The 13,615-nt window shown below is 70.1% G+C and carries 13 protein-coding genes; 7 read left to right on the top strand and 6 right to left on the bottom strand.

Annotated features, from left to right (window positions below; translation table 11 throughout):
- Positions 1–20: 20 nt before the first annotated feature.
- From AB0N06_RS03170 to AB0N06_RS03155, 4 genes are all read left to right on the top strand, one after another.
- A complete protein-coding gene (locus AB0N06_RS03170; RefSeq protein WP_366133067.1) occupies positions 21–674 on the top strand; it encodes a hypothetical protein in 654 nt (217 codons plus the stop codon).
- Entirely contained in the window at positions 671–1,435 is a 765-nt protein-coding gene (locus AB0N06_RS03165; RefSeq protein WP_366133034.1) for a glycerophosphodiester phosphodiesterase, read from the top strand. The genes AB0N06_RS03170 and AB0N06_RS03165 overlap by 4 nt, the downstream gene beginning before the upstream one ends.
- Before the next feature lie 47 nt (positions 1,436–1,482).
- A complete protein-coding gene (locus AB0N06_RS03160; protein ID WP_366133033.1) occupies positions 1,483–2,853 on the top strand; it encodes an MFS transporter in 1,371 nt (456 codons plus the stop codon).
- A 264-nt stretch (positions 2,854–3,117) separates the two neighbouring features.
- Positions 3,118–3,492, top strand: a complete 375-nt coding sequence (locus tag AB0N06_RS03155; RefSeq protein ID WP_007262928.1) for an RNA polymerase-binding protein RbpA — start codon at positions 3,118–3,120, stop codon at positions 3,490–3,492.
- Positions 3,493–3,746: 254 nt separating this feature from the next.
- Here AB0N06_RS03155 and fxsA read toward each other — a convergent pair whose 3' ends face one another.
- The 4 genes from fxsA to AB0N06_RS03135 form a co-directional block, all read right to left on the bottom strand.
- Positions 3,747–4,337 (bottom strand): FxsA family membrane protein, encoded by a 591-nt coding sequence (gene fxsA, locus AB0N06_RS03150; protein ID WP_366133032.1) that lies wholly within the window; start codon positions 4,335–4,337, stop codon positions 3,747–3,749.
- A gap of 47 nt (positions 4,338–4,384) precedes the next feature.
- Positions 4,385–5,152, bottom strand: a complete 768-nt coding sequence (locus tag AB0N06_RS03145; protein ID WP_366133031.1) for a polyprenol monophosphomannose synthase — start codon at positions 5,150–5,152, stop codon at positions 4,385–4,387.
- A 527-nt stretch (positions 5,153–5,679) separates the two neighbouring features.
- Positions 5,680–7,326 (bottom strand): amidohydrolase, encoded by a 1,647-nt coding sequence (locus AB0N06_RS03140; protein WP_366133030.1) that lies wholly within the window; start codon positions 7,324–7,326, stop codon positions 5,680–5,682.
- 127 nt (positions 7,327–7,453) lie between these two features.
- Positions 7,454–7,894 carry an Lrp/AsnC family transcriptional regulator gene (locus AB0N06_RS03135; RefSeq protein WP_358861554.1) on the bottom strand — a complete coding sequence of 147 codons (441 nt, stop codon included), beginning with the start codon at positions 7,892–7,894 and terminating at the stop codon, positions 7,454–7,456.
- 204 nt (positions 7,895–8,098) lie between these two features.
- On the opposite strand from AB0N06_RS03135, the gene AB0N06_RS03130 reads away from it, so the two are divergent.
- On the top strand, positions 8,099–8,500 hold the full coding sequence (locus AB0N06_RS03130; RefSeq protein WP_366133029.1) for a hypothetical protein: 402 nt from the start codon (positions 8,099–8,101) through the stop codon (positions 8,498–8,500).
- A gap of 499 nt (positions 8,501–8,999) precedes the next feature.
- On the opposite strand, the gene AB0N06_RS03125 is transcribed toward AB0N06_RS03130, so the two are convergent.
- The gene (locus AB0N06_RS03125; RefSeq protein WP_366133028.1) at positions 9,000–10,172 is read right to left on the bottom strand and encodes an acyl-CoA dehydrogenase family protein; all 1,173 of its coding nucleotides are present in this window, start codon (positions 10,170–10,172) and stop codon (positions 9,000–9,002) included.
- A gap of 576 nt (positions 10,173–10,748) precedes the next feature.
- Positions 10,749–11,444 carry a substrate-binding domain-containing protein gene (locus AB0N06_RS03120; RefSeq protein ID WP_366133027.1) on the bottom strand — a complete coding sequence of 232 codons (696 nt, stop codon included), beginning with the start codon at positions 11,442–11,444 and terminating at the stop codon, positions 10,749–10,751.
- A gap of 79 nt (positions 11,445–11,523) precedes the next feature.
- Here AB0N06_RS03120 and AB0N06_RS03115 point away from each other — a divergent pair, with 79 nt between their 5' ends.
- Both AB0N06_RS03115 and AB0N06_RS03110 read left to right on the top strand, forming a co-directional pair.
- Complete coding sequence (locus AB0N06_RS03115) at positions 11,524–12,291, top strand: IclR family transcriptional regulator (protein ID WP_366133026.1); 768 nt, start codon at positions 11,524–11,526, stop codon at positions 12,289–12,291.
- A 97-nt stretch (positions 12,292–12,388) separates the two neighbouring features.
- A complete protein-coding gene (locus tag AB0N06_RS03110) occupies positions 12,389–13,600 on the top strand; it encodes a 4-hydroxybenzoate 3-monooxygenase (RefSeq protein ID WP_366133025.1) in 1,212 nt (403 codons plus the stop codon).
- Positions 13,601–13,615 lie beyond the last annotated feature (15 nt).

Below are 13,615 nucleotides of genomic sequence, written 5' to 3'. Positions count from 1 at the left end.
CCCACCTCACACGGCGGCTGATGCAGCTGTACGTCGGTCTGGCCCTGTACGGGGCGAGCTCGGCACTCATGGTCCGCGCCGGGCTCGGGCTCGAACCCTGGGGGGTGCTGCACCAGGGCCTCGCGGAACGCACCGGGCTGTCCATCGGGGTCGTCGCGATCATCGTCGGCGCGGCGGTCCTCCTCCTATGGATACCGATGAGGCAGCGCCCCGGGCTCGGCACGGTCTCCAATGTCTTCGCCATCGGCCTCGCCATGGACGGCACGCTCGCTCTCGTCCCGGAGCTGCACGGCCTGGCGGCCCGGATCGTTATCATGGTCGCGGGGATCGCGCTCAACGGTGTCGCGACGGGGCTGTACATCGCGGCACGGTTCGGCCCCGGGCCGCGCGACGGCCTGATGACCGGACTGCACCGGCGCACCGGCCGCTCGGTCCGCCTGGTCCGTACGGCGATCGAGGTGGCCGTCGTGGCGACCGGCTTCCTGCTCGGCGGCTCCCTGGGCGTGGGCACAGTCCTGTACGCGCTGTCCATCGGCCCGCTCGCCCAGCGGTTCCTGCGCCTCTTCGCAGTCCCCGAGGCGAAGCCCGCCGACGAGACCGTCGCTCCCGCGCCGGGGTCCGGCACCGCCGCCGTCACCGGCCGGCCATCGGAGGAGGCCATACTGCCGCAGTGACTTCTGTACGCCACCCCTATCTGGACCATCCCGTGACGATCCCGTTCGCCCACCGAGGCGGAGCGGCGGACGGAATCGAGAACACCACGGCCGCGTTCCGCCGGGCCGCCGATGCCGGCTACCGCTACTTCGAGACCGATGTGCACACGACGTCGGACGGACGTCTGGTCGCCTTCCACGACGCCACCCTGGACCGGGTGACGGACGCCCGTGGCCGGATAGCCGACCTGCCGTGGAGCGAGGTGCGGCGGGCCCGGGTGGCGGGCCGTGAACCGCTGCCGCTGTTCGAGGAGTTGCTGGAGGCGTTTCCCGACGCCCGCTGGAACGTGGACATCAAGGCCGAGCCGGCGCTCGTCCCGCTGATCGACCTGATCCGCCGGACCGATGCCTGGGACCGGGTGTGTGTCGGCTCGTTCTCGGAGACCCGGGTGGCCAGGGCGCACCGCCTCGCGGGCCCCCGGCTGGCCACCTCGTACGGCGTCCGCGGCATCCTGGGCCTGCGGCTGCGCTCGTACGGCATACCCGCCGCCCTGCGCGCCGGAGCGGTGTGTGCGCAGGTCCCGGAGAGCCAGAACGGGCTCCGGGTGGTCGACCGGCGCTTCGTCCGGGAGGCCCACGCCCGCGGACTCCAGGTCCATGTCTGGACGGTGAACGAACCGGAGCGGATGGCAGCTCTCCTCGATCTCGGTGTGGATGGCATCATGACCGATCACATCGAGACGCTGCGCACGGTGCTGAGCGAGCGGGGGGCCTGGGCCTGACTCCGGCCCGGCGGCGTCCCCACGGGGAGATACGAGGGGGGTGCGGGTTGAGCGCCGAGACCGCCGACACCGCTGAGCCGACGCCGGAACACACCACCGGCGGTGCCGACGACCGCAGACGCGAACAACGCGGCTGGTACTTCTACGACTTCGCGTGTTCGGTCTACTCGACCAGCGTTCTCACCGTGTTTCTCGGCCCCTATCTGACGTCGATCGCCAAGGCCGCCGCCGACGCCGACGGTTTCGTGCACCCGCTCGGCATCCCGGTGCGCGCGGGTTCGCTCTTCGCCTACGCGGTCTCGATGTCCGTCGTGGTGGCGGTGGTGATGATGCCGATCGTGGGCGCCGCCGCCGACCGCACAGGCCGCAAGAAGCCCCTGCTGGCGGCCGCCGCGTACGTGGGGGCGGCCGCGACGACCGGGATGTTCTTCCTGGACGGCCACCGCTATCTGCTGGGCGCGTTCCTGCTGATCGTGGCGAACGCGTCGATCTCGGTGTCGATGGTGCTCTACAACGCGTATCTCCCGCAGATCGCCGAGCCCGACGAACGCGACGCCGTCTCGTCCCGGGGCTGGGCCTTCGGCTACACGTCGGGGGCGCTCGTCCTGGTCCTCAATCTGGTCCTCTACACGGGCCACGATTCATTCGGGCTCTCCGAGTCCGACGCGGTACGGATCTGCCTCGCGTCGGCGGGGGTCTGGTGGGGAGCCTTCACGGTCGTACCGCTGCGTCGGCTGCGTGACCGGCGGGTGGCACCGGGCGGTGAGGGCGCGGTCGGCTCCGGCTGGCGACAGCTGCTCGCGACCCTGCGCGACATGCGCCGCCACCCGCTCACGCTCTCGTTCCTGCTCGCCTATCTCGTCTACAACGACGGCATCCAGACGGTGATCTCGCAGGCGTCGGTGTACGGCTCCGAGGAGCTGGGCCTCGACCAGACAACCCTGATCACGGCCGTGCTGCTGGTGCAGGTGCTGGCGGTGGCCGGGGCCCTGGGCATGGGCCGGCTGGCACAGGCGTACGGCGCGAAGCGCACGATCCTGGCCTCGCTCGTCGTCTGGACCCTGATCCTCGTCGCCGGATACTTCCTGCCCTCGGACGCCCCGGTCTTCTTCTATCTGCTGGCCTCGGCGATCGGCCTGGTCCTCGGCGGCAGCCAGGCACTGTCCCGCTCGCTGTTCTCACATCTGGTGCCCCGCGGCAAGGAGGCGGAGTACTTCTCCGCGTACGAGATGAGCGACCGCGGACTGAGCTGGCTGGGGCCGCTGGTGTTCGGTCTCGCGTATCAGCTGACCGGCAGCTACCGGGATGCGATCATCTCTTTGGTGATCTTCTTCGCGGTCGGCTCCGTGCTGCTCGCGAGGGTGCCTGTACGGCGGGCCGTCGCGGCCGCGGGAAATCCCGTTCCTGAACGGATTTAGACGTTGAAGTGAAAGGCCGGTAGTGTACGCCTTTGGCCTGCCCGGAGGACCGTTACTGCGAGTGGAAGAAGCTAAACCGTTGGGTGACAACTTCTGCCAAATGTGACAAACCGGGCAATGTTGGGTACCCAACTCTGAAAAAGCAGCGGCACGACGGGCGACGCATGACCGGCAACGGGAATCTTTGCCGCCGACCGGACGTTGACCGGATGACGACGACAGCGACACCTGTCCTGTGGGCGACAAGCCCGGGAGGCACGATTCATGAGTGAGCGAGCTCTCCGCGGCACGCGACTCGTGGTTACCAGCTACGAGACGGACCGCGGCATCGATCTGGCCCCGCGCCAGGCGGTGGAGTACGCATGCCAGAACGGACATCGATTTGAGATGCCGTTCTCGGTAGAGGCGGAAATTCCGCCGGAGTGGGAGTGCAAGGCGTGCGGCGCCATGGCACTCCTGGTGGACGGGGATGGCCCCGAGGAGAAGAAGGGCAAGCCTGCGCGTACGCACTGGGACATGCTCATGGAGCGGCGCACACGCGAGGAGCTTGAGGAGGTGCTGGCCGAGAGGCTGGCGGTTCTGCGCTCCGGAGCCATGAACATCGCCGTGCACCCGCGAGACAGCAGGAAGTCTGCCTGACCGCGCGACACCGCAGAGAGACAGAGCCGCGGGCCGTGACACACCGAGCGTGTGTCACGGCCTGCGGCTCTGTCGCGTACGGGTGGGTGCCGTGGGCGTCCTGCGGCCTGCTCTTCCGTCGCCGAGCGCCGTTCGGATTTCTCCTTCCCGGGCGTGACGGTGAAGGCCGGACAGGCGAAGAGCCCGTCCGGCGATTGAGGACAGCCACTCGGACGGGGGCCCCGTCCCGCGGGCGGCTTCGGACGAGAACCCGCTCAGGGGGTCAGCGGGGGGCGCGGGCCGCCGTCGGGGCGCGGGCCCGGCCGAGTCTCCGTGTCGCGGATGACCTCGCCCTGGACGACCTTTCCGTCCGGACGGTGCATCCTGGCCTGCTGGAACGCGTTGGAGAAGCTGCCGGGGGCAGCGGTGCGCATACGGCGATCCAGGGACCGCTCCGCGTACCGGCTGAGCGTCGCACGGACCTGCGGCACCAGCAGCAGAAGTCCCGCCATGTCCGAGATCATCCCCGGGATGATGAGCAGCAGCCCGCCGAGCATCAGGAAGCCATTGCCCTTGCTGCCCGACGGGGAGGTGGGCGGCGCGGCGGCCTCGCCGGGCCGGCCCGGCATCTGCTGGAACGTCTCGGTGAGGTTGCGGAAGGCCCGGCGGCCGGCCGCCTTCATCACCACGGCCCCGAGCACGACGCCCCCGATCAGAAGCAGCAGCACGGTGAACCCGCCCGCCACGTCCGCCACCAGGGTCAGCAGCCAGATCTCCAGCACTGCCCAGGCAGCGATGGCGAGCGGGATGAAGGTACGGGCGCGCGAGCGCCGCGGTGCGGTCGGGGGCGGGGTGCCGGTCATCATGGTCCCCAGTGTGCCTGGACGGATGTCCAAGCGGGATAAGGGGGTGATCAGGAAGACTTGCGGCCCAGAACCTGGTTCGTACGGGCGGTGATGCCCCAGGCCGTGACCCGCCACAGCGCCTCGACGAGGATGTCGCGGCTCATCTTGGAGTCTCCGATCTCGCGGTCCACGAAGGTGATGGGGACCTCGACGACGTGATACCCCGCGTCGATGGTGCGACGGGCCAGGTCGACTTGGAAGCAGTACCCCTGGGAGGCGACCTCGTCGAGGCCGATCCCCTTCAGGGTCTCCGCCCTGAAGGCCCGGTAGCCGCCGGTGACGTCCCTGGTCTGCAGTCCGAGGAGCAGCCGGGAGTACGTGCTGCCGCCGCGGGAGATCATCTCGCGGGACTTGGGCCAGTTGACCACACGCCCGCCCGGCACCCAGCGGGAGCCGAGCACCAGGTCGGCACCCTTGAGGGCGGTGAGCAGCCGGGGCAGCTCCTCGGGCTGGTGGGAGCCGTCGGCGTCCATCTCCACGAGGACGCCGTAACCGTGGTCGATGCCCCAGCGGAACCCGGCGAGGTAGGCGGCGCCGAGCCCCTCCTTGCCCTTGCGGTGCAGGACCTGGACATGGCTGTCGTCGGCAGCGAGCTCGTCGGCGATCTTCCCGGTGCCGTCGGGACTGTTGTCGTCGGCGACCAGGATGTCCGCTTCCGGTACCGCGGCGCGCACCCGGGTGACGACCGGCTTGATGTTCTCGGCCTCGTTGTAGGTCGGGATGATCACCAAGGCTCTGCCGAGCGGGCCGTATCGCCTCTGACCGCCGTCGTTCACTTACTGCCCCTCACGTCCGTACACAGGTGCACACCATATCGATCACATCAAGGCCTGGGATCGACTTGGTGGGCAGCTGTCGGGCGCGGGCCCGGACAGAAGGAGGGAAGTACGGACAGAACTGCGGATCGGGGCCCGGCGCCCTTCGGGCCGACCTGGGACCCGCTGGCTGCGGGTCGACCGAGAGCCGTTGTCTACTGAACGTCCGGGCCCCACCCGGGTCGCACCTGCCGTCCGGCTCACACCTTCCCTCGCCCCCGAGGCGCGGGCGCTGAACCTGGCTGTCAGTGGTGGTGCGCCGGTGCGGCACACCACCCCATGACCCAGCGGCGTTCGACGACTGCGTGGAGGTTTAACCGGTCGGACGTCCTGTGGTGGACTCGGCCGAACCTACCGGCCCGTGGGCGCCTCCTGTCAATACCCGCCTGACCTGCGATGTTTACCGAAATCACCTGGTCAGTACCGGAGATACGCAGGTCGCGGGGAAGCGCGGGCGCCTTCGATCGGCGGTACGAAATCTCGGGACGTCACTCGTTCGGCCGCACGTAGACAGTTTGTCCGAAGACCACGGTCCGAAGACAGACCGGGAGGTCGCCGCCCGGAGTGAGATCCGGCAGGCCGGGCGTCCCGGACCTCGGGTCGGTCGACCAGCGGGCAACCCGGTCGTCCGGGGCCTGGACCACGAGCTCCTCGGTGCGCCAGACCGCGTAGTCGGCGGGGGCGCCGGGGACGAGGGTGCCAGCGTCGTCGCGGCCGACGGCCCGCCAGCCGCCCCTGGTGTGCGCGGTGAAACCGGCCCGTACGGAGATCCGGTGCTCCGGCGTCCGGTGGAACGCAGCGGCCCGTACGGTCCCCCACGGGTCCAGCGGGGTCACCGGGCTGTCCGAGCCGAAGGCCAGGGGCACACCGGCCCGCAGGAGGCCGGCGTACGGGTTCAGGGTGCGGGCCCGGTCGGCGCCGAGCCGCTGGGCGTACATGCCGTCCTCGCCGCCCCAGGCGGCGTCGAAGGCGGGCTGGACCGAGGCGGTCAGACCCAGCTCCGCGAAACCGGCGATCGTCTCCGGGGTGAGCATCTCGGCGTGCTCGACGCGATGGCGTGCGGCGCGGATCCGGGGCAGCCCGAGCGTCTCGGATGCGGCCCGGACCCCTGCCACGACGGCGGCGACCGCCGCGTCGCCGATGGCGTGGAAACCGGCCTGCAGACCGGCCTCGGTGCAGGCGATGACATGGGCGGCGATCTGCGCGGCGTCCAGGTGGGCGGCGCCCCTGCCGCCGGCCGGTCCGTCGGCGTAGGGCTCGTGCAGGCACGCGGTGTGCGAGCCGAGGGAACCGTCGACGAACAGGTCACCGGCCGCACCGATCGCGCCGAGTTCGCGGATCCTGCGGGCATCCTTCGCGTCCGCGACCTGCTCGGCCCAGTAGCCGAAGACCCGCGGTCCCGGCCGCCCGGCGGCAAGCTTCAGCAGGGCGGTGAAGTCCTCCTCGTCGGAGATGTCGGGTCCGCCGCACTCATGAAGGCTGCCGATGCCGAGCGACACAGCGTGGTCCAGGGCGGCACGCTGCGCCTCGGCACGCTGCTGCGGCGAGATCGCGCCATGGGCGGCAGCGCGCACGGCGTGGTGGGCGGCGCCGGTCAGCGGGGCGTCGGGGCGGTATCCGGCCAGCTCGGTGACGCCGGGAACCAGATCGAGGAGGGCGGTCGTGACGACAGCGGAGTGCACATCGATCCGGGGCAGATAGAGCGGACGGCCGCCGGCCGCGGCGTCGAGCTCGGCGCGCGACGGAGGCCGCTGCTCCGGCCAGCGCGTGGCGTCCCAGCCGTGCCCGAGGACGACCCGGTCCGTGGGGTGCGCGGCCGTGTACGCGCGTACGAGGTCGAGAGCCTCGGCGAGGGTGCGGGCGCCCGCGAGGTCCAGGCCGGTGAGGGCGAGGCCGGTCGAGGTGGTGTGGACGTGGGCGTCGGTGAACGCGGGAGTGACCAGGGCCCCTTCGAGGTCGATCACTTCGTCGACGCCGCTCGCGAAGGCATCGGCGGCCCCTTCCGAACCCACCCAGGCGACATGGCCGCGTTCGACGACCATGGCGGTGGCGAAGGGGTCGGCGGGGCTGTGGACGTCTCCACCGCGCAGCAGCACGGTGCGGTGTTCGCTCTGGGGGGCGGTGCTCTCGGTCATGGCACCAGTCTCACCCTTGTGCGGAGCGGCGCCGCCCGCGCCCCCCTCAGAGGCTGTCGGGCCCCCTCTGATCGGGCGGTCTGCCCTGGCACACACGCTTCCCGATCGAAGGTGGCCCGACAGCCTCTCAGATCTGCGGGGGGCGTGCCTCGTACGGGGTGGAGAGGACGACGGTGGTGCGGGTGGAGACCCCGGCCAGCGAGCGGATCCGGGTGAGCAGATGCTCCAGCTCCAGCGGGGTCGCGACGCGAACCTTGAGGATGTAGTTCTCGTCGCCCGCGACGCTGTGGCACGCCTCCAGCTCCGGTACACCGGCGAGCCGCTCGGCGATGTCGTCCGGCGCGCTCGGGTCGAACGGTTTCACCGAGATGAACGCGGTGAGGGGCAGCCCGACGGCCTCGGGGTCGATGACCGCGGCATAGCCCCGGATCACCCCGCGCTGCTCCAGCCGACGGACACGCTGATGAACGGCCGAGGTGGACAGGCCCGTGGCCTTGCCCAGGTCGGTGTAGCTCATCCGCCCGTCCTTGACGAGCAACTCCACAATCTGACGGTCCAGCTCCTCCATGCGGATCAACCTATGGCCCCGGGCCCCTCCAGGCACAGTCGTAGGGGCCCCGAACAGGGCACCCGCAGGGGGCGTGTGACGAATGCCACAGGTTTACGGAAGGGTAGCCGACGACCTCGCGGTTACGGCGGATGCGCGACGGGAAGTGCTTGCTGTGGTCGAGGCCGTGGCGCCTTGTCGGCCCACCCGAGGGGGAGATTCTCCATGCAGAGCCTGAAGCTCACCGTACGTACCGAACCGGAGCCTGTTGAACCCGTCGAGGACTCCGCTCCCGACGCGTACGACACTTTTGAGATGTACCGGGTGATCTGCCCGGACTGTGCGCAGCCGATCGCGCTGCTGGCCGACGAGGACGTGCTGCCGGAACACGCGCTGTGCCCGACGCCGTGGAACCCGTTCGTCCTCACGGTGTGCTCCGGAACCGGTCGCGACGCCGCGCAGGCACGTCCGGCCGACGAGTCGCTCGAACTCCAGGAACAGGAGATGGGACTGCTGCTGACGCTCCCCCAGGGGCTCGACTGGAGGATGCAGCCGTTCTCGCACGCCGGTGGCGCGGGTTCGCGCCCGCTGCGGGTGCCGCACCAGATCCGCCGCAACGCCGCCTGAGACGCCCTGACGCCGCCTGGCGCGCACCGAAGTCAGTGACGGGCGGCGACTCTCCGTCTGCCGGATTCCTCCGGCAGACACCCGGCACACACCTACCGCACCACGAGGGCCGGGTCGGCGTGGTGCGGGCGATCGAGCCGCGCTCGCGCGGCAGGGGAACCTGGCGAACGGGCGCTCGAATCCTCGCTGCAGTGACCCGACCCCGTCCCACGGCGTTGGCCTGGCATGACCCTGCTGCAATCCACGGCCGGCCCCGGTCGTCGCCGTCTCGCCGCTCCGACCCCCGAAGAATCGGTTCCGCAGCCCGGTTCGCAGCCGGTACCCCACGTGGCGTCCACTCCGTCAGCACCGCGCGCGGTGCCGCATTCGACGGATCCGCCCATCTATCGGGCGATGCTGAGCCATTGGGAGTCCACCGGCAGGACCCTTCCCGGCCGTCACGACCAGGAGTGGAACCGAATCATGACGACGCCCGTGTGGTCGGACCGGCCGTTGCGCCTCAGCGGGTTTCGGGACCCGCGAGGTGGCGCGCGATGACCATGCGCTGGATCTGATTGGTCCCCTCGACGATCTGCAGCACCTTGGCCTCGCGCATCAGCCGCTCGACGGGGAAGTCGAGGGTGTAGCCGTAGCCGCCGAGCACCTGGACGGCGTCGACGGTGACCCGCATGGCCGTGTCCGTACAGAACAGCTTGGCCATGGCCGCCTGTCGGGAGAACGGCTTGCCCGCGTCGCGCAGCCTCGCCGCCTCCAGATAGAGCGCACGGCCCGCCTCGATCTGGGTGGCCATGTCGGCGAGCATGAACCGCAGCCCCTGGAAATCGGCGATGGGGCGGCCGAACTGCTGCCGCCCGGTGGCATATCCGACGGCCTCGTCCAGGGCCGCCTGCGCGACGCCGATGGCGCAGGCGGCGATGCCGAGCCGCCCGGAGTCGAGTGCGGACAGGGCGATGGCGAAACCCTGCCCTTCCTCACCGATCCGGCGGGCGTCCGGTACCCGCACACCGTCGAAGTGCAGCTGGGCGGTGGGCGAGCCCTTCATGCCCATCTTCTTCTCGGGGAGGGCCGCGCTCAGCCCCTCGGCGTCGCCGGGGACCAGGAAGGCGGTGATGCCGCGGGGGCCCTCGACGCCGGTCCTCGCCAGAACCGTGTAGAAGTCGGCGATACCGCCGTGGGTGATCCACGCTTTGGTGCCGGTGATGACCCAGTCGTCGCCGTCGCGTACGGCCTTCGTGCGGAGCGAGGCCGCATCGGAGCCCGAGGCGGGCTCGGAGAGGCAGTAGGCCCCCAGCAGGCCACCTCCCAGCATCGCCGGCAGGTGTTTCGCCTGCTGCTCCTTGGTGCCGTATCCGGCGAGGGCGTGGCAGGCGAGCGAGTGGACGCTGACGCCGAGGCCCACGGTGAGCCGGGCGGCCGCGAGCTCTTCGAGCACCTGGAGGTAGACCTCGTAGGGCTGGTCTCCGCCGCCGTGGGCGGAGTCGTACGGCAGACCGAGCAGTCCGGATTCGGAGAGCAGGGTGAAGACCTCGCGCGGGAACCGGCCCGCGTCCTCCTCCTCCGCCGCGTTCGGCGCGATCTCCCGCTGGACGATGTCGCGGACGAGCGCAACGAGCTGCCTGGACTCCTCGGTGGGCAGACGACGCTCCACCAACTGCGGGGCACGGTCGGACATGACGGCGCTCTCCTCCCTGTCGGGCGTTGCGGCGGTGCGCGTGCGGGGTGTGCGCGGCTCCGCCGGGGGATCTCCGGACCGGGGCCCGGAAAAGCACTAGTACCCAAACCGCTGCTGCCCTCCCGGATTACGAGAGTTGCTGGCCAGCGGCTGTGGCGGGTCGAGTATGCCCGATCGGACGGTATCCGTCACGGGGTGACAGGGAGGGTGCCCGGACGACCCCTCGGCACCCGGGGACCCCTGGCCGAATGAACCGCACCGCCGGACAGTGGACGCAAACGACGGACACGCCGCCCGCGAGAGCCTGGCACAATCCGCGCGACGTGCGGCACAAGTGGACCACCGTGACCCTGACGAGCGGCGTGTCCATCCGCGAAGTGTCTCGCCGGCTCGGACATCGCTCGATCAAGGTCACGGTGGACCGGTACGGGCACCTCACGCGGGGCGGCCGGGAACGCTGCCGTCAGGTCGTCGAGGCGCCGTGGGACCACACCTGCTCACACCAGGCCGAGCGACCGCAGAGCGCGGCGCACCACGACCCCTTGCGCCACGGGCTACTGTCCGGGACAGCCGGGGTCAGCCCAGGGGGGCCCGCATGCCTCTGGCGCGGGCGGTCTTCAATGCTGCGTCGGAGCCGAGGATGTCGAGGAATTCGCAGGCACGACGTGGCTGGGTCGACGAAGCCAGTACGCCTGCGCTGAACGTCGAGTTGATAGCGGTGTTGCCGGGCAGCGGGCCGATGATGACAACGCCTGACAGGTCCATCAGTTCGCTGTTCTGCTGAAAGGCCAGGTCTGCTTCACCGGATGTAAGCAGGCTGCCGACAGGCACCCCCGGTGGAGCTTGGACAAGCCGGTTTCGGAGCGTGTCGGCGAGATCTAGCCTGGCGATCAGATCGACGAGGGCGGTACCGCTGGGTCCGGTGGAGTAGGCGATCTTCTTCGCAGCCAGGAGAGCGGCTTGCAGGTCGGACTCCGAGCCGAGGGCTGGAACTGGTGATCCTTCCGACACGGCGGCAACGACTTGGGAGATCCAGAGCGGGCGCACCGTGTCCCTGACGAGGTGTCCTTCGCTCTCCAGCTTGGCCAATGCTCCGTCGGCAAGCACGAGCACGTCGGCCTCGGCGCCCTCGCGTACCCGCCGAGCGATCTCGACCCCGCCGGCCGACTCGAAGCGCACCGGAATCCCGTGAGCGAGTCGGATGTGTTTGGAAAGATCGGCCAGAATCAGCCGCGTCGCCATCGAGGACAGCCCACAGATCTGTTGGTCCACGTCGCCTCCTTGTGTCTGGTCGATGGTACGACGAACGAGCCGGCGCGCCTCGGCGAACGGGGGCTGGGAGACTGGCCACATGAGCACAACTGGGAGCACGGCGGCGGGAAAAGTCCTCATGGTCCTCTCGGCATTCGATCGCGAGCACCAGACGCAAACGCTGTCGCAGATCGCCCAGCGCACGGGCTTGGCCTTGAGTACCACGCACCGAGTGGTCATGGAACTGGCAGGGTGGGGAGCGCTTGAGCGCGGGGAGGACGGGGCGTGGCATGTCGGGCTGCGGCTGTGGGAGATTGCCTCAGGGTGCCCCCGTACCCAGATTCTGCGCGATGTGGCTCTGCCGTTCATGCAGGACCTCTACGAGGCGACGCACGAGAACATTCAGCTCGCGGTGGGTGAGGGAACCGAGCTTGTCTTCGTCGAACGGATCGCCGGGCACCGCTCGGTGGAGTTGGTGACGATGGTCGGGTCCCGGTTCCCCATCGGCTCCACCGGGATGGGGCGCGTGCTGTTGGCGCACGCGCCCCGGGACATTCAAGAGGCGGTTCTCGAATCGCCGCTGCGAGCCTGGACCCCGCACACCGTCACCGACCCGAAGACGTTGCGCGCGCAGTTGGGCCGTATTCGCCGCGAGCAGGTCTTCGTCAGTGACCGGCAGCTCTCGGAAAGCACGGTCGCGGTGGCCGCGCCTGTGCGGATTGGCGGGATGGGGCCGGTCAGCGCTGCTTTGGGGATCGTCATCGCGGCGCGTACCGCGAGCCGTGCCCGCGGGCTGCGGGAGCCACTCCTGAGGGCTGCTTACGGGATCTCTGACGAGCTGGGCCGGCGTGCCCACACGACGGTCTGAGCAGGCTTCCGCCTGGCGGAAACACTACTGACCAGTGGCGGTCCCGGGTGACAGCGTTCGGAGTGTTCGAGCCGTTCGCAGTTGCTCAGGAGAGGCCATGGCCGATATCGCCATCGACACCGTCACCTCAGTTCCAGTCGCTATCGTCGGGGCCGGTCCGGCCGGCCTGATGCTGGCGCATCTGCTCGGTCGCGCGGGGGTCGAGGCGATCGCGGTCGACACTCGCACCCGGCACGAGATCGAGGCGACGCATCGGGCCGGCATCCTCGAGGCTGACGCGGCCCGGGACCTGATCGAGACCGGCGTCTCCGACCGGATCCTGCGCGACGGCTACGAGCACGAGGGCGTCGAGCTCCGATTCGGCGGCCGGCCGCACCGCATCCACTTCAAGGAGCTGGTGGGCGAGTCGGTGTGGCTCTACCCGCAGACCGACGTGTTCATCGACCTGGCTGACGCCCGGGACCGCGACGGCGGCAGGGTGTGCTTCGGCATCAAGGACACCGAGGTCCTCGACATCACGACCGACAACCCCCGGGTCCGCTACACCGCGCCGGACGGGACGCGCCACGAGATCCGGGCGCGGTACGTGGTCGGTGCGGACGGGTCGCGCAGCATGTGCCGCAACCTGGTGCCCGAGGACCGGCGGGTGCGCTACGCCAAGGAGTATCCCTTCGCGTGGTTCGGCATCATGGCCGAGGCGCCGATGAGCGCGCCCGAGCTGATCTACGCCCACTCCGAGCACGGGTTCGCGCTGATCAGCCAGCGCACCGAAACCGTACAGCGGATGTACTTCCAGTGCGCCCCTGACGAGTCCGTCGACGCCTGGCCGGACGACCGCATCTGGCAGACGCTCCAGGCCCGGGTGGCCGGCGGGGACGGCTTCCAGCTCAAGGAGGGGCCGATCCTCGAGAAGACGGTGCTGCGGTTCCGCTCGTTCGTGCAGGAGCCGATGCGCTGGGGCTCGATGGCACTGGCGGGCGACGCCACGCACACCGTGCCGCCGACCGGCGCCCGCGGGCTCAACCTCGCGCTGCACGACGTCAAGGTGCTTGCCGACGTCCTGCTGCGGGCACTGGGCCGTGAGGGCGAGGCCGTGCTGAACGACTACCAGCCGCGCGCCCTGCGGCGGGTCTGGCGGGCACAGAACTTCTCCCACTGGATGACCCAGCTGCTGCACACCGCGCCGGGCAGCTCGCCGTTCGACCTCCAGCGCCAGCTCGGCGAGCTCGACAACGTCGTGGGCACCCGCGCAGGCCGCAGCTACCTCGCCGAGCAGTACACCGGCTGGCCCACCAGCACCCTGGACTGACAGTCCCCAGACGAC

This window comes from Streptomyces sp. NPDC051020, from assembly GCF_040683105.1.
GTDB lineage: Bacteria > Actinomycetota > Actinomycetes > Streptomycetales > Streptomycetaceae > Streptomyces.
The sequence above is the reverse complement of the archived record's forward strand: the minus strand, read 5'-3'. Positions and strand labels throughout refer to the sequence as shown.